Below are 15,268 nucleotides of genomic sequence, written 5' to 3' on the forward strand. Positions count from 1 at the left end.
GTGGGCGCCGTTAAAAGGTTAACGGGACAGAGCAGTCACATTGGCCCGCGCCGAGTGCAGTTTCTTGTAGCTGTCGATCAGCCGCAGGTGCCGGTCCAGCCCCTCCAGCTTCATGCTGGTCGGCGTCAAGCCATGGAAGCGCACGCTGCCGTCCACCGAACCAATCGCCGCATCCGTTCGCTCGTCGCCAAACATCCGGCGGAAATTAGCCTCGTAGTCTTCCAGTTCCAGGTCTTCGTCGAGTTTCATTTCCAGCACGACGTTGACTGCCTGATAGAACAGGCCACGTTCAACGGTGTTGTCGTTGTACTGCAGGAACATTTCCACGGCCTCTTTCGCCTCTTCATATTGCTGCAGGGCGAGATAAATCAGCAGCTTCAACTCCAGGATCGTCAACTGACCCCAAGCGGTGTTGTCATCAAATTCGATGCCGATCAACGAAGTGATGTCGGTGTAGTCGTCCAGCTCACTTTCCACCAGGCGCTCAACCAGTGCCTGCAGTTCCTCGTCGTCCAGGCGATGCAGGTTGAGGATGTCGGCGCGGAAGAACAGCGCCTTGTTGGTGTTGTCCCAGATCAGGTCGTCCGCCGGATAGATTTCCGAGTAGTCCGGCACCAGGATGCGGCACGCCTTGGCGCCGATATGCTCGTAGACCGCCATGTACACCTGCTTGCCCATGCCGTCGAGAATGCCGAACAAGGTTTCGGCTTCTTCGGCATTCGAGTTTTCGCCCTGGCCGGAGAAGTCCCACTCGACGAATTCGTAATCCGATTTGGAACTGAAGAAGCGCCACGACACCACGCCGCTCGAGTCGATGAAGTGTTCGACGAAGTTATTCGGCTCGGTGACCGCGTGCCCTTCAAAAGTCGGCTGGGGCAAGTCGTTGAGGCCTTCGAAGCTGCGACCCTGGAGCAATTCGGTCAGGCTGCGTTCCAGTGCCACTTCCAGGCTTGGGTGGGCGCCGAACGAGGCGAACACGCCGCCGGTGCGCGGGTTCATCAGGGTCACGCACATCACCGGGAGTTCACCTCCCAGGGACGCATCCTTGACCAGTACGGGGAACCCTTGCTCCTCCAGGGCCTGAATACCGGCCAGGATACCCGGGTACTTCGCCAGCACGTCGGCCGGCACATCAGGCAAGGCAAATTCGCCTTCGATGATTTCGCGTTTGACCGCGCGCTCGAAGATCTCCGACAGGCATTGCACCTGGGCTTCGGCCAGGGTGTTGCCGGCGCTCATGCCGTTGCTCAGGAACAGGTTCTCAATCAGGTTGGAAGGGAAGTACACCACTTCACCGTCCGAACGCCGCACGTAAGGCAGCGAGCAGATGCCACGTTCTTCATTGCCCGAGTTGGTATCGATCAGATGGGAGCCGCGCAGCTCGCCGTCGCGGTTGTAAATCTTCAGGCAGTATTCGTCGAGAATTTCAGTCGGCAGCGCGTCTTTTCGGCCAGGCTTGAACCAGCGCTCGTCCGGGTAGTGCACAAACGCGGCGTTGGCGATGTCTTCGCCCCAGAACTGATCGTTGTAGAAGAAGTTGCAGTTGAGTCGCTCGATAAACTCGCCCAGCGCCGACGCCAGCGCGCCTTCCTTGGTCGCACCCTTGCCGTTGGTAAAGCACATTGGCGAGTGCGCATCGCGGATATGCAGCGACCACACATTTGGCACGATATTGCGCCACGAGGCGATTTCGATCTTCATGCCCAGGTTCGCCAGAATGGCCGACATGTTGGCGATGGTTTGCTCCAGCGGCAGGTCCTTGCCGGCAATATAGGTGCTTGCCTGGGCGTTGGAAGCCGGCATCAGCAGCGCCTGGGCATCGGCGTCGAGGTTGTCCACTTCCTCGATCACAAACTCAGGGCCGGCCTGCACCACTTTTTTCACGGTGCAACGGTCGATGGACCGCAGGATGCCCTGGCGGTCTTTGTCGGAAATGTCGGCGGGCAGTTCGACCTGGATCTTGAAGATCTGGTTGTAACGGTTTTCCGGGTCGACAATGTTGTTCTGTGACAGCCGGATGTTGTCGGTAGGGATATTGCGGGTGCTGCAGTACAACTTTACGAAGTACGCCGCGCACAGCGCCGACGAAGCCAGGAAGTAGTCGAACGGGCCCGGTGCCGAGCCATCGCCCTTGTAGCGGATAGGTTGATCGGCCACCACCGTGAAGTCATCGAACTTGGCTTCAAGTCGAAGGTTGTCGAGAAAGTTGACCTTGATTTCCATGGGGGTTACCAGAATAGCGGGCTAGTCGATTTGGCCGCCATTATCCGGCATTTCAACGGTAAGTCTCCCCCGTCGGGCTGTTTTAGCCGGCAAAGCAAGGGCCGGCCGGAGGATTCGGCCTGGCCCTTTTCAAGGTCAGCGGCTGGCTGCGAGGAATTCGTCAGTCGAGATTACGCTGGCGTAAGCAAAGCCCAAGGCCGACATGAACGCGGCGTGAACCTGGGCGGCTGGCACTGTGACGCCGTTGAACTCCAGGTCGCGTGAGGCGCAAGCGTCGTGAATCACGGTAACGGTGTAGCCGAAGTCGGCAGCGGCGCGGGTAATGCCGTCGATGCACATGTGGCTCATGCTGCCGACCACGACCAGTTCCTTGATACCTTGCTCGTCGAGGATCGACTGCAGTTCGGTTTCACGGAACGAGTTGACGAAGTGCTTGAGCACCACCGGTTCATCAGCGCGGTTCAGAACCTTGGGGTGCAATTTCGCGCCGTCGGAGCCTGGAGTGAAGAAGGGCGCTTCGTCGGAAGTGAACTCATGGCGAATATGCACCACCGAGTCACCGGCATCGCGAAAGGCCTTGAGCAGTCGTACGGCGTTGTCGGCAGCAGCGTCGGCGCCGACCAGCGGCCACTTGCCCTGGGGAAAGTAGTCGTTTTGGATATCGACTACGATGAGTGCTTGCTTGGCCATGACTGTTTCCTCTTGAAGTGTTTGGGTGTGCAATGGAGTATCGGGTGTGGCAGGCATTCCGAGGATTGGCCGCACCGACAATAGAAGGGGGAAAACTGACAATGAGTCTGCAAAGGACCGTCGCCGAGCTGGGCGTGCTGATCTATCCAGGCGCACAGATGGCAGCGGTACATGGCTTGACGGATCTGTTCGGGGTGGCCAACCGCATTGCTGCCGAACATCAGGCTGCACAACTGCCGCTGTTGCGGGTCAGTCATTGGCAAGTGACCGGCGATCTGCCCCCGACCCGGGTATACGACAGCCATCCCGCACCTGAACAATCCCTGGTGGCGATTTTGATCCCGCCGTCGATTGCCGGTTTTACCGAGGGCCAGGCCCCGCCGTCGTTGTTCCACTGGTTGCGTGAGCAACACGCCAGTGGTGCGACCCTGGGTGGCGTTTGCGTGGGTTCGATTCTGCTGGCCGAGAGCGGTTTGCTCGACGGCCGCAGCGCCACCACACACTGGACCTCGGCCAAGGGTTTCGCCGAGCGCTATCCTGCGATCAAGCTCAAGGCCGACACGCCGATTGTCGATGATGGCGACCTGATTACCACGGCCGGGTTGATGGCTTGGTCAGAGCTGGGCCTGCGGCTCGTCGACCGCCTGCTCGGGCCGAGCATCGCTACCGGCACCGCACGTTTTCTGGTGGTCGAGCACAGCGACAGTGCCAGCGAGTGCGGCAGCAACTTCTCACCTATTCTCAGTCATGGCGACGCGGCGATCCTCAAGGTTCAGCATTGGCTGCAAAGCACAGGCGCGACCGAGGTATCCCTGAGCGTAATGGCGCAACGCGCGGGCCTGGAAGAACGCACTTTCCTGCGTCGTTTTCGTGCCGCTACCGGGCTCAAACCGACCGAGTACTGCCAGCATCTGCGAGTCGGCAAGGCGCGGGAAATGCTTGAATTCACCAACGGCACGATCGATCACATTGCCTGGACGGTGGGGTATCAAGACCCGAGTGCGTTCCGGGCCACGTTCAGGAAAATTACCGGCCTGGCGCCGAGTGATTACCGCAGTCGCTTCGGCGTCGGCGCTGGCCAGAGTTGAACGCTCGAACAGGGGGAATGTCGGAGTGATTAACCGCAAGATTCACTGGCGGCATCCAGCAGGTGGCACCCGGCTTGATCAGAAGCCCTGACCTGCGACATCCACCAAACGCAGATTGAAGGGGGATGCATGACCCCAACAAACCGCAAGAAACTGGTCGTCGCGCACTCCGTGCGGGCCCAGGCACCTCAGCATGAGGTGGAGACCAACCGCGCGCTGGCTCGTTGGCTGGCGCAGATTCTCGGGCTCAAATTTGGTGGCAGTTACGACGCGAGCGTACACGGCGGTCGCGAGCTGTATCTATTGCCAACCCAGACGCTGGTAGGCGTGGCGGCCGCTCGGGAACTGGGGGTTAGGGGACCGGAAGATTTGTGGGGCGGCTATGTCGACCACGATTTCATCTGCACCAAGGCCATCAGCCATGGCTTATTCAGTCGCGATGCCTGTGCGCCTGAAGGCTGGTCACCGTTGTTTTCCGAGCGGGTGCGTAACGTGGTGCTGGACGGTCTGAGCGTCTTTTCCCTGGAAGACGCCCGTCCCGCAGCGGAGCATCTGTTGCAAAGCGGCCCGATCCGGTTAAAACCGGTGCACGCCTGCGCCGGTCGTGGCCAGGAGGTCGTCAAAACCCTCCAGCAATTCGACACCATTCTCGCCAGACCCGATGCCCAGTCTTTGTTCAGCGAGGGTGTGGTGCTGGAGCAGGATCTGCAAAACGTCATCACCCACAGCGTCGGCCAGAGCTTCATCGGCGACCAGGTGCTCAGCTACTGCGGTGATCAGTACCTGACCGAGGATGCTCACGGCGAGCAGGTCTACGGCGGTTCAAACCTGCTGGTCGTCCGGGGTTACTACGAAGACCTGCTCGAGTTACCGTTGGCAGAAGATGTGCGGCTGGCGATTCGCCAGGCCCAGGTGTTTGATAGCGCCGCCGACGAGGCCTACCCCGGTTTCTACGCTTCGCGGCGCAATTACGATATCGCCCAAGGCCTGGACAGCGAAGGGCAGGTGCGCAGCGGGGTGCTGGAGCAGTCCTGGCGCATGGGCGGCGCCAGCAGCGCTGAGGTGGCGGCCCTGCAGTCCTTCGTCAACGATCCGGGGATGCGCGCGATACGGGTGTCGTCGGTGGAAACCTACGTTGATCAGCCGTTGCCGGCGGACGCTATCGAGGTGTACCGCGGACCCGCGGAAAACAGTGACTTTCTTCTCAAGTACGTAACGGTCAAATCCTATGACGGCTAGAAGCGAAACCATTCAGATCGACATCGACGATGAACAGATGAGCGGGACTTTCCTGAGCCCCAAGTCGAAAGTGCCAGGCGTGCTGTTTGTGCACGGCTGGGGCGGTAGCCAGGAGCGCGACCTGGAACGGGCCATGGGCATTGCCGGGTTGGGTTGCGTGTGCCTGACCTTTGATTTGCGGGGGCACACCGGCGGCACTGGCATTCCTCTGACCCGGGTCACCCGTGAGGACAATTTGCGCGACTTGCTGGCCGCCTACGACCGGCTGCTGGCCCATCCGGCCCTGGATACTTCGGCGATTGCGGTGGTCGGCACCAGTTACGGTGGTTACCTGGCGTCGATCCTGACGTCATTGCGTCCAGTGCGCTGGTTGGCCTTGCGAGTGCCGGCACTGTATCGCGATGAGCAGTGGCACACGCCCAAGCGCGAACTGGACAAGACTGATTTACGTGACTATCGCAGCACGCTGATCCGCGCCGACAGTAATCGCGCGCTGCACGCGTGTTCACAGTTCACCGGGGATGTCTTGCTGGTGGAGTCGGAGACTGATGATTTTGTCCCTCATGCGACCATCATGAGTTACCGCGCGGCGTGCCAGCAGACTCACTCGCTGACCCATCGGATCATCGATGGTGCGGACCATGCCTTGAGCGAGCCGGTGTCGCAGCAGGCGTACACCTCGATCCTGGTGGACTGGATTACCGAGATGGTGGTGGGCGAACGGCTGAGTATCATTCAATCGAAGTGAGAGGTGTGGCGTTCTTGAAACCATCGCGAGCAGGCTCGCGATGGCGTCATCTGTTTCACCAAATGGCTCAACCCGGCTTCTTGGCTATCCGCAGCGACTTGGCCTTGGCTTCCACCACCAGGTACATCACCAGCGTAATCAGCAGCGGCAAAATAAAGTAGATCGCCCGATACGCCAGCAACCCCGCCACCAGGCTGCCACGCGAAGCTTCATGCTGCAGCAGCGCGACAAACACCGCCTCCAGCACCCCAAGACCGGCAGGTATGTGGGTAATCACCCCGGCGATGGCGCTGATCAGCAGTACACCCAGCACCAGTGGATAATCCAGCTTGCTCGGGAGCAAGGTGAAAATCACGGCGGCCATCAGCGACCAGTTCAGCGCGCCCAATGCCAGTTGCAAGACCGCCATGCGCAGCGACGGTAGATTGATTTCCACTCCGCGAATCGACCACTCGCGACGTTTGGAAAACTGACACGCCGCCAGATACCCTGCGCTCACCAGCAACAGCAGCACCCCGACGCCCTGCAGGGCCGTGCTGCTCAGCTTCCAGCCCGGCGGCATGCGCACCAGTCCACTGCTGAACACCGCACCGGCAATCACCATATAGCCGAACCAGTTGGTCGCCAGGCTGAGGCCGAGGATCTTGGCGATGTTCGCCTTGCTCACGCCCAGGCGCGAATACAGGCGATAGCGCATGGCGATGCCGCCGACCCAGGCGCTGAGATTGAGGTTAAACGCATAGCTGATGATGCCCACCGGAAGGATCTGTTTCCAGGTCAGGTCCTGGCGTATGTAGGTGCGACCAATCAAGTCGAAACAGGCGTATACCAGAAAGCTCACCAGCGTCAGCCCTGAAGCAATGATCAAAGTGCGTACTTTGAAGTCCGCCAGGGTGTCGAACACTTCATTCCATTCGATGCGGCGGGCGAGCATCGTGAACAGCACGATCAGCGCCAGGAAAAACAGCATCGTCAGTGGCCGTTTCCAGCGACTCCAGCGGGATTTTCCCGGGCTCTCGGCGTGCGGCGCCGACTGTGTTTCAGCGCTGCTCATGGCGATCACTCCCGGTCGAATGGGTAAACAGTTTCAGGCGCGGCTTATGGGCCGGTAACCAACCGGCCCATGCAGGGAAGTGGCGCAGAAAGTGGAACACCAGAAAGCCCACGGTCATGTGCCAAATCCGCCCGCGTGGAGATTTCTCTACGGACATGGCCTTGCAGTGATTGTTGCTCAGGTCTTCAAGGCGCTCGAACAGTTGGCGATTGAAGGTGCGATCGCGAATCAGCACATTGGCTTCAAGATTCATCGACAGGCTCAGCGGGTCCAGGTTGCTCGAACCAACGGTGCTCCAGTCCTCATCCACCAGCGCCACTTTGCCGTGCAGCGGGCGCTGGCAGTACTCGTGAATCTGCACGCCGGACTTGAGCAGGTAGTCGTACGTCATGCGTGCAGCCAGCTTGGCGACCAGCATGTCCGGCTGGCCTTGCAGGATCAGTTTGACTTCCACGCCCCGGCGGGCCGCATTGCGGATCTCGCGCAGCAGGCGATAGCCCGGGAAGAAATAGGCGTTGGCGATCACCACCCGGCGCTGGGCACTGCGCAGCACCTGCCGATAGACCTCTTCAATATCGGTGCGATGGTCACCGTTATCGCGATACACCAGGCGCACCTGGCCATCGTGGTCGGTGAACGCCAGTTCCGAGCGCCGCTGCCGACGACGCTGCCACCAATACTTGGCGCGGCCAGGGCGACCACTTTGCAGCAGGGCAAAGTGATGGATATCAGCCACTGCCGGCCCCTGGATCTCCACGGAATAATCCTGCTTGGCTTCAGGGCCGAAATCGAGCAGGTGATCGCCGGAAAAGTTGATGCCGCCGATAAATGCAATCGTGCCGTCCACCACCACAATCTTGCGGTGCAACCGGCGGAACCAGTTGGTGCGTACGCCAAGGCGCTTGGGGGCTGGGTCGAATATCTGCAGGTGCACACCGGCTTCGCTCAGCGCCGTGAGATAGCCCGTGCTGAGTTCGCCGCAGCCAAAACCATCAAGGCTGGCAGTGACGCGCACCCCGCGTCTGGCGGCGTCGATCAGCACTTCCTGCAATTCGTTACCGACCTTGTCTTCAAAGACGATGAACGTTTCCAGGAGGATTTCCGTCTTGGCCTGGCGCATCGCCTCGAACACCCTGGGGAAATATTCCTCACCGTTTTCCAGCAGTTCCACACGATTATTGCCTTGCCAGCCGTACTCGACATCAACGGCTGCAGGCTCGCGCACCGGGGGGACGGAAACGCTGTCCAGCGTGGTTTTATCCATCGACGGGATACTCATAGCTCGATCTCCACCGATAGCGGTGCGTGGTCGGAAAGATGGGACCAGGGCCGTGCAGCCAATACCTGCGGGCGGCTGGCCTTGAGGTTGCGGACATAAATGCGGTCCAGGCGCAGGACCGGCAGGCGAGCCGGAAAGCTGCGCGCGGGCTTGCCATGATGCTCGGCGAACACTTCGCGCAAACCGCACGGCTTGAGCAGCGCATCGGCGCGCTGGCGCCAGTCATTGAAATCGCCGGCGACTATCACCGGCGCATCCTTGGGCAGCTCTTCCAGACGCCGGGCCAGCAGGCCCAGTTGTTCGTTGCGGTGGGCCTCGTGCAGGCCCAGGTGGACGCAGATCGCATGCACCTCCGGACCGTCGCCCGGCAGGCGTAGCACGCAGTGCAAAATTCCGCGGTTTTCATGGCCGCTGATGGACACGTCGAGATTGTCATGGCGGATGATCTGGAATTTCGACAGCAGCGCATTACCGTGATCGCCCTCGGGGTAGACCGCGTTGCGGCCATAGGCAAATTGTGGCCACAGGCTGTCGGCGAGGAATTCGTACTGCGGCATCGTCGGCCAGTTGTCGTAGCGCTGGGGATGTTGCTCGTGGGTGCCGTGGACTTCCTGCAAAAACACCACGTCGGCGGACACGGCGCGCACCGCTTCGCGTAACTCGGGCAGGATGAAACGCCGGTTGAGCGCGGTGAAACCCTTGTGAGTGTTCACCGTCAGCACGGTGAAACGCCGCACGGCCGCGAGGGGTTGCAATTGTTCTGGTGCCTCGGGCTGTTCAGACATGCTCATGACAGCACTCCTTCGGCTGCGGGCTCGCCGGGGGTAGTGGCCAGACTGTCTGCAAGATGGAAGCGCTCCAGCAGCCTACGCGCATCAAACGGCGCGCGAACCTTGATGTCGTTATCGAAATAGCAGAACACTTCGCGGGACTTGCGCGGCTGGGGTTTGAGCCGCGGAGCGATCAGCTGTGGATCCGCAGGTTGCTGCCCATGGTTCCAGGCATCGATCCGGTCGCCCCAGCGTTTCAGCGCCTGGGCCGTGTAGCCGCTGGCATACAGTTCTTCGGCCCCGTGCAGGCGCAAGTAGACAAAATTGCTGGTGATGTCTTCGCGATAGGGCCATTTTCCCGCCGTGTCGGCGATCACCAGTGCCACGTTGTAGCGCTTGAGCAAGCGCACGAACGCCTGGTCGACGAAACTATCGTTACGGATTTCCACGGCATGGCGCAGCGGTCGTTTCCTGTAGGCCTTGATACTGGCATGCCCCGGTACATGGGAATCGTGCTGGCGGGCGAGGGCGGCGGCCTGCTGGGTGTTGTGGGGGAGCTGTTCGAGAAAGCTTTCGAACAATTCGGCATTGAATTTGAAGTTGGGCGGGAATTGCCAGAGGACCGGCCCCAGCTTTTCCTTGAGTTCCAGCACCCCGGAGGCGAAGAAATTGGCCAGGGGCTTATGCACGTCGCGCAAGCGTTTGACGTGGGTGATGAACCGTGGGGCTTTGACGCTGAAGACGAAATCCGCCGGGGTTTGGGCGTACCACTCGGCATACCGCTGCGGACGTTGCAACGCGTAGAACGATCCATTGATTTCGATGCTGTTGACCGCCCTCGACGCGAACTGCAATTCGCGTTTCTGGGTCAACCCCTTTGGGTAGAAATCCCCCCTCCAGGGCAAGTAGCGCCAGCCTGAAATACCAATATGAATCCCCGCCATGTCGCCTCCCGTCTTGTGGTCCTCGGTTTACCCCGTTCCATTGCTGACTGCGGGGCGATAGAGAAAGTTTCGAGCGGGCTACGGACGGTATCTCCCGTGGATAAGCGGCGAGGAGAGGGTTTTGCCAGTTATTGATGGGGCACTGCTGCCGCTATCTCGCGGCCAAAACCGAACTTGCACGGGATTTGTCGATCAGTTCCTCACAGATGCGTTTTCGAGGAGCTCCGCGTTTTGCTCAAGTTCAGGACCGCGATACTACTGGGGGCGTTGCTGATTTTTGCCAGCAACGCATTACAAGCCGCCGCGTTGCCGGGCCTTCCAGCCGCTGCCGAAGAGCCGGCCACGCCGGAGCCGCTGGTGCAGGGCGGTTTGCTCGGTGCCATCAGTTCCAGCATCGATAACGTGCAGGACAAACTCGACCTCAACGAAGACCTGGTGGACGCCTGGCGTTTGCGAGCTGATCGGGCAGCGGACGAAGTCGACAAGCTGGTCAACCAGCCCTCGGCGCGCTCGCCCATGAGCATCGTGGGTGACTTCCTGTTGTTGTCCGGGGTCTGGCTGGGCGCCTTTGCCTTGCTCACGGTGCTCGGTGGCCTGCTGGCCAAGCGGCTGAACCAGGGTCGCTGGCTGGGTACCCGCCAGCGCAGTCAGGACCTGCTCAGCTACGTATTGCCCTACACATTGCCCGCGATTATGTGTCTGCCGCTGACGCTGTCCATCAGCCATTTCCTGCCAGCCTCGGTAGGCCGGGCGTTGGCGCTGTGCTTTGCCTACGCCACCAGCAGCGGGATATTTTCCACTTCGATGCTGCTGTGTGTGATCGTCATGTTCAACACCGGGCACAAGCGTGCGGCGGTGCAGATCATCCGCGACTACTGTCCCAAGCCTCTATTCCTGATCGGCTTCCTCGCCGCGCTGAGCGATGCCCTGACCAGCCCGCAGATCGCCCGGCAACTGGGCGGCAATATCACCAGCAGCATCGCGGTGTTCACCGGGCTGTTTGCGTCGATCATCTTTGGCTTGCTGGTGATCCGCCTGCGTCGTCCGGTGGCTCACCTGATTCGCAACCGACCCCTGGCGCAACGGCTCAAGCAGCCATCGCTGCAGGAGTCCCTGCGAATTTTCTCCGGACTCTGGTACTGGCCGATCCTGCTGATGGTCATGGTGTCAGCGATCAATTTGATCGGGGTGGGTGAGGATAATCAGAAAGCCCTGCGCTGTGCGTTGTTCACCACCATCCTGCTGATCGCCACGGTATTTCTCAGCACGGTATTCCAGCACCTGTTCAAGTCGCGAAAAGCCGAGGCGCTGCAGCGCAGCAGCGCTTACAAGGAGCGTTTTCTCAGCCTGCTACACGCACTGGTGCGGATTGTGATGGCAGTGGCTTTTATCGAGATTCTGGGCCGGATCTGGGGAGTTTCGCTGTTCGAATTTGCCGAACGCAACTCGATCGGGCGGGCGATCAGCGACTCGCTGAGCCGCATCGGCCTGATCTTCCTGGTGACCTGGCTGTTCTGGGTGGTGCTCGACACGGCCATTCAGGAGGCCCTGAAGCCGCCCGTCAACAAGCGCTCATCGGCGCGTCAGCCCAGCACCCGGGTAAAAACCATCCTGCCGCTGCTGCGCAATGCGATGAAGATCATCCTGGTGGTGATCTGCGCGATTACCACCATGGCCAACCTGGGGATCAACGTGGCGCCACTGCTTGCCGGTGCCGGGGTGGTCGGTCTGGCGATCGGTTTCGGCTCCCAGCAGCTGGTGCAAGACGTGATCACGGGCCTGTTCATTATTATCGAAGACACGCTCTCGATCGGCGACTGGGTGGTGCTCGACTCGGGCCACGCCGGCACTGTCGAGGGCCTGACCATTCGCACCTTGCGCCTGCGCGATGGCAAAGGCTTCGTGCACTCGGTGCCGTTCGGCCAGATCAAGGCGGTTACCAATCAATCTCGGCAGTTCGCCTATGCGTTTTTCTCGGTGCAGTTCACGTATGACACCGATGTTGATAAGGCCATCGAGCTGATCCGCGAGGCCGGGGAGTCGATCCGCGAAGATGCGTTCCTCAAGTACAACCTGCAGGGGCCGCTTGACGTGTTTGGTGTCGACAAGATGGACCTCAATGGCGTGGTGCTGACCGCACAGTTCCGCACGGTATCGGGTGGGCAATATGCGGTGAGCCGGGCGTTCAACCAACGCTTGAAAAAGCTTGTGGATAACAGCCCTTGGGTGCATTTCGCGCAGACTTATCCACAGCAGGTTTTGTTGCCCAAGCGGCAGGGTGACGAAGTTCTGGAGGATGGGCAGGCTCCACAGCATGGGGCTGTTTTGCTGCCGGATCCGCCGCGTTCGCAGTGATTTTCGGTGTGGGTCACACCGCTATCGCGAGCAGAAAATTTGTAACCCCCGATCAACCCTGTGAGAGCGGGCTTGTCCGAGAAGGGGCCATCGGCAACAGCACAATCCACGCAGATACACTTTACGGGTGACGGTTGCGTACTAAACCCGCAAAATGCAACGATTCCGGCAATTATCAATGGCATCACCCTGGGTGATGTCTAACAGCCATCGTTCCAATCAGACTGGGCCTGCTGACTCTATGCGAATGCGCCTTATGTTACTGGGCGGCGGAAATGCCCTTGGGCAGGCGCTGATTCGCCTCGGTGCGGAGGAAGACATCGGCTTCCTCGCCCCCCGCCCGCCGCAAGACGGCTGGGATGCCGCGAGCCTGACGCAATTGCTCGACGACACCCGCCCGGACGCGCTGATCAACCTTGCGTACTACTTCGACTGGTTCCAGGCCGAGGCGGTCAGCGAGCAGCGTCTGGCCGGGCAGGAGCGCGCAGTCGAGCGCCTGGCCGAATTGTGCCAGCACCACAATATCGTCCTGCTGCAACCGTCGAGCTATCGGGTGTTCGACGGTTCCCGCGCGACGGCCTACAGCGAAAAAGACGAGCCGGTGCCGTTGGGCCTGCGTGGTCAGGCCCTGTGGCGCATCGAGCAAAGCGTGCGGGCCACTTGCCCGCAGCATGTGCTGCTGCGCTTCGGCTGGCTGCTCGATGACAGCGCCGATGGCGCCCTGGGGCGTTTCCTGGCTCGTGCCGAGCAGCCAGAAGAACTGCTGATGGCTGATGATCGCCGAGGCAATCCGACGCCGGTCGACGATGCCGCCCGGGTGATTATTTCGGTGCTCAAGCAACTGGATTGTGCAGCGCCGCTGTGGGGCACCTACCATTACGCAGGGCATGAGGCCACTACGCCGCTGGCACTGGGGCAGGCTATCCTGACCGAAGCGCGCAACCTGCACCCGCTGGCCATCGAAGCACCGACCGCCCAGGCTCACGCCGCGCGTCCTGACGCTGCCGACGAGCCGCAGCATGCAGTGCTGGCCTGCAAGAAAATTCTGCACACGTTCGGGATCAAGCCGCGTGCCTGGCGCGCGGCACTCCCGGGCCTACTGGACAGGTTCTATCGCCATGGCTGACGGCCCAATTCTCATCACCGGCGGTGCCGGTTTCATCGGCTCGCACCTGACCGATGCCTTGCTCGCCAAGGGCCATTCGGTGCGCATTCTCGACGACATGTCCACCGGCAAGCGCAGCAACCTGCCGCTGGACAATCCCAAGGTTGAGCTGATTCTCGGTGATGTCGCCGATGCAGCGCTGGTGGCGCGCACGATGGTCGGCTGCAGCGCCGTGGCACACCTGGCGGCGGTCGCTTCGGTCCAGGCCTCGGTGGATGATCCGGTCAGAACCCACCAGAGCAATTTCGTAGCTTCGTTGAATGTGTGCGAAGCCATGCGCCAGGCCGGAGTCAAACGCGTGTTGTTTGCCTCCAGCGCGGCGGTCTACGGCAACAACGGTGAAGGCGAGTCGATCGACGAAGAAACGCCCAAATCGCCGTTGACGCCCTATGCCTCGGACAAACTGGCCAGCGAGCACTATTTTGACTTCTACCGGCGACAGCATGGCCTGGAACCGGTGGTCTTCCGTTTCTTCAACATCTACGGCCCGCGCCAGGATCCGTCCTCGCCGTACTCCGGGGTGATCAGCATCTTCAGCGAGCGGGCGCAGAAAGGCTTGCCGATCACCGTGTTTGGCGATGGCGAGCAGACTCGGGATTTTGTTTACGTTGAAGACCTCGTCGACCTGCTGGTGCAGGCCATCGAGAAGCCGCAGGTCGAGGTGGGCGCGATTAATGTTGGCTGGAACCAGGCGACTACGCTCAAGCAGATGCTGCAGGCGCTGGAAGTGGTGGTGGGTCAGTTGCCGCCGGTGAGCTACGCACCGGCGCGCTCCGGGGATATTCGTCATTCACGGGCGAACAATCGACGGCTGCTGGAGCGGTTTACCTACCCGGAGCAGACGCCGATGAGCGTGGGGTTGGCGCGGTTGTTGGGGCGCTGAGTCCTGCCGCAATGATAAAGGCGCCTCGAAGGCGCCTTTATCATTTCTGAACGGGTGTTGACCTTGCTCGCGAAAGCGTTCCGACCCAAGCGGTTTAGAACTTGTAACCCAGGCCAACCATGTAGATGAACGGATCCACATCCACGTCGACCTTGGCCCGGGTGCCCGGTGCCACTGCGTTGTTTTCCACGGTGGCGGTGGTGTCGATGTCGATGTAGCGCACCTGCGCGTTGAGCATGATGTTGTCGGTGATCATGTAGTCGGCACCCACCTGGAACGCCATGCCCCAGGAGTTTTCCGCCTTGAAGTTGCTGAAACCGTTGGCGCTGGCTTCACTGCCCACGTGTTCGTCGTAGATCCAGGTGTAGTTGATGCCGGCACCCACATACGGCTGGAATAGCGACTTGTGATCCAGCGGGTAGTACACCACGCTCAGGGTCGGCGGCAGGTGTTTGAGCGAACCGAGTTTGCCGTTGGCCGCACCCAGGGCGGTGCCTTTGATCTTCACGTCGTGCTCGAACGGGGAGGCGGCGAGCAATTCGATACCCCAGTGGCTGTCGATCATGTACGCGAAGTTCAAACCCAGCTGCGTGTCGCTGCTCATGGTCGCCTTGCCACCCAGGTCGGCCCCGGCCAGTGGGCCCTGGTCGACCTTGACGCTGGAGCTGTCGGCTGTCGGGTTGACGGTGATAGCGCCAGCGCGAACGATGATATCGCCAGCGTCGTGGGCATGGGCGAGCGGGGCTGCGAGCGCGAGGGCAAACAGCGAAGCGCAGAGCGCGGACTTGTGCATGAGGGCTCCAAAGGACGTTAAAAATTTTCGATGTCCA

Annotated in this window: 13 protein-coding genes; 6 read left to right on the forward strand and 7 right to left on the reverse strand. The window is 60.6% G+C overall.

Annotated elements, in window-relative coordinates; all coding sequences use genetic code 11:
- Window positions 1-18: 18 nt before the first annotated feature.
- Together UB23_RS00960 and UB23_RS00965 are read right to left on the reverse strand one after the other, a co-directional pair.
- Window positions 19-2,223, reverse strand: coding sequence for an OsmC domain/YcaO domain-containing protein (locus UB23_RS00960; RefSeq protein ID WP_045057474.1), 2,205 nt, complete (start codon window positions 2,221-2,223; stop codon window positions 19-21).
- Window positions 2,224-2,358: 135 nt separating this feature from the next.
- Window positions 2,359-2,913 carry a cysteine hydrolase family protein gene (locus UB23_RS00965; protein ID WP_045057475.1) on the reverse strand — a complete coding sequence of 185 codons (555 nt, stop codon included), beginning with the start codon at window positions 2,911-2,913 and terminating at the stop codon, window positions 2,359-2,361.
- Window positions 2,914-3,014: 101 nt separating this feature from the next.
- Between UB23_RS00965 and UB23_RS00970 the strand changes: the two genes are divergently transcribed.
- From UB23_RS00970 to UB23_RS00980, 3 genes are all read left to right on the forward strand, one after another.
- A complete protein-coding gene (locus UB23_RS00970) occupies window positions 3,015-4,001 on the forward strand; it encodes a GlxA family transcriptional regulator (protein WP_045057476.1) in 987 nt (328 codons plus the stop codon).
- A 129-nt stretch (window positions 4,002-4,130) separates the two neighbouring features.
- The gene (locus tag UB23_RS00975; protein WP_045057477.1) at window positions 4,131-5,240 is read left to right on the forward strand and encodes a DUF3182 family protein; all 1,110 of its coding nucleotides are present in this window, start codon (window positions 4,131-4,133) and stop codon (window positions 5,238-5,240) included.
- The gene (locus UB23_RS00980) at window positions 5,230-5,988 is read left to right on the forward strand and encodes an alpha/beta hydrolase family protein (RefSeq protein ID WP_045057478.1); all 759 of its coding nucleotides are present in this window, start codon (window positions 5,230-5,232) and stop codon (window positions 5,986-5,988) included. The genes UB23_RS00975 and UB23_RS00980 overlap by 11 nt, the downstream gene beginning before the upstream one ends.
- 67 nt (window positions 5,989-6,055) lie before the next feature.
- Here UB23_RS00980 and UB23_RS00985 read toward each other — a convergent pair whose 3' ends face one another.
- The 4 genes from UB23_RS00985 to UB23_RS01000 are packed head-to-tail and all read right to left on the reverse strand — an operon-like array spanning window position 6,056 to window position 10,035.
- On the reverse strand, window positions 6,056-7,042 hold the full coding sequence (locus UB23_RS00985; protein WP_045057479.1) for a lysylphosphatidylglycerol synthase domain-containing protein: 987 nt from the start codon (window positions 7,040-7,042) through the stop codon (window positions 6,056-6,058).
- On the reverse strand, window positions 7,029-8,321 hold the full coding sequence (gene clsB, locus UB23_RS00990) for a cardiolipin synthase ClsB (protein ID WP_045057480.1): 1,293 nt from the start codon (window positions 8,319-8,321) through the stop codon (window positions 7,029-7,031). Before clsB ends, UB23_RS00985 begins: the two co-directional genes overlap by 14 nt.
- Window positions 8,318-9,112: an endonuclease/exonuclease/phosphatase family protein gene (locus tag UB23_RS00995; protein ID WP_045057481.1), complete on the reverse strand. Its 795-nt coding sequence runs from the start codon at window positions 9,110-9,112 to the stop codon at window positions 8,318-8,320. Before UB23_RS00995 ends, clsB begins: the two co-directional genes overlap by 4 nt.
- On the reverse strand, window positions 9,109-10,035 hold the full coding sequence (locus UB23_RS01000; protein WP_045057482.1) for a DUF72 domain-containing protein: 927 nt from the start codon (window positions 10,033-10,035) through the stop codon (window positions 9,109-9,111). The genes UB23_RS00995 and UB23_RS01000 overlap by 4 nt, the downstream gene beginning before the upstream one ends.
- Window positions 10,036-10,266: 231 nt before the next feature.
- On the opposite strand from UB23_RS01000, the gene UB23_RS01005 reads away from it, so the two are divergent.
- From UB23_RS01005 to UB23_RS01015, 3 genes are all read left to right on the forward strand, one after another.
- A complete protein-coding gene (locus UB23_RS01005; RefSeq protein WP_045057483.1) occupies window positions 10,267-12,390 on the forward strand; it encodes a mechanosensitive ion channel family protein in 2,124 nt (707 codons plus the stop codon).
- Window positions 12,391-12,631: 241 nt separating this feature from the next.
- The gene (locus UB23_RS01010) at window positions 12,632-13,516 is read left to right on the forward strand and encodes a sugar nucleotide-binding protein (RefSeq protein WP_045057484.1); all 885 of its coding nucleotides are present in this window, start codon (window positions 12,632-12,634) and stop codon (window positions 13,514-13,516) included.
- Complete coding sequence (locus UB23_RS01015; RefSeq protein ID WP_045057485.1) at window positions 13,509-14,438, forward strand: NAD-dependent epimerase/dehydratase family protein; 930 nt, start codon at window positions 13,509-13,511, stop codon at window positions 14,436-14,438. Before UB23_RS01010 ends, UB23_RS01015 begins: the two co-directional genes overlap by 8 nt.
- Before the next feature lie 94 nt (window positions 14,439-14,532).
- On the opposite strand, the gene UB23_RS01020 is transcribed toward UB23_RS01015, so the two are convergent.
- The gene (locus UB23_RS01020; protein ID WP_045057486.1) at window positions 14,533-15,231 is read right to left on the reverse strand and encodes an OmpW/AlkL family protein; all 699 of its coding nucleotides are present in this window, start codon (window positions 15,229-15,231) and stop codon (window positions 14,533-14,535) included.
- Between the last annotated feature and the right edge of the window lie 37 nt (window positions 15,232-15,268).

This window comes from Pseudomonas sp. ES3-33 (assembly GCF_000952175.1).
GTDB lineage: Bacteria > Pseudomonadota > Gammaproteobacteria > Pseudomonadales > Pseudomonadaceae > Aquipseudomonas > Aquipseudomonas gregormendelii.

What these genes read in the sequence shown, in the direction of transcription:
- UB23_RS01000 (WP_045057482.1), bottom strand. Translation starts at nt 10,035, where the DNA reads ATGGCGGGGATTCATATTGGTATTTCAGGCTGGCGCTACTTGCCCTGG.
- UB23_RS01010 (WP_045057484.1), top strand. Translation starts at nt 12,632, where the DNA reads ATGCGAATGCGCCTTATGTTACTGGGCGGCGGAAATGCCCTTGGGCAG.
- UB23_RS00960 (WP_045057474.1), bottom strand. Translation starts at nt 2,223, where the DNA reads ATGGAAATCAAGGTCAACTTTCTCGACAACCTTCGACTTGAAGCCAAG.
- UB23_RS00980 (WP_045057478.1), top strand. Translation starts at nt 5,230, where the DNA reads ATGACGGCTAGAAGCGAAACCATTCAGATCGACATCGACGATGAACAG.
- UB23_RS00975 (WP_045057477.1), top strand. Translation starts at nt 4,131, where the DNA reads ATGACCCCAACAAACCGCAAGAAACTGGTCGTCGCGCACTCCGTGCGG.
- UB23_RS00995 (WP_045057481.1), bottom strand. Translation starts at nt 9,112, where the DNA reads ATGAGCATGTCTGAACAGCCCGAGGCACCAGAACAATTGCAACCCCTC.
- UB23_RS01020 (WP_045057486.1), bottom strand. Translation starts at nt 15,231, where the DNA reads ATGCACAAGTCCGCGCTCTGCGCTTCGCTGTTTGCCCTCGCGCTCGCA.
- clsB (WP_045057480.1), bottom strand. Translation starts at nt 8,321, where the DNA reads ATGAGTATCCCGTCGATGGATAAAACCACGCTGGACAGCGTTTCCGTC.
- UB23_RS01015 (WP_045057485.1), top strand. Translation starts at nt 13,509, where the DNA reads ATGGCTGACGGCCCAATTCTCATCACCGGCGGTGCCGGTTTCATCGGC.
- UB23_RS00970 (WP_045057476.1), top strand. Translation starts at nt 3,015, where the DNA reads ATGAGTCTGCAAAGGACCGTCGCCGAGCTGGGCGTGCTGATCTATCCA.
- UB23_RS00965 (WP_045057475.1), bottom strand. Translation starts at nt 2,913, where the DNA reads ATGGCCAAGCAAGCACTCATCGTAGTCGATATCCAAAACGACTACTTT.
- UB23_RS00985 (WP_045057479.1), bottom strand. Translation starts at nt 7,042, where the DNA reads ATGAGCAGCGCTGAAACACAGTCGGCGCCGCACGCCGAGAGCCCGGGA.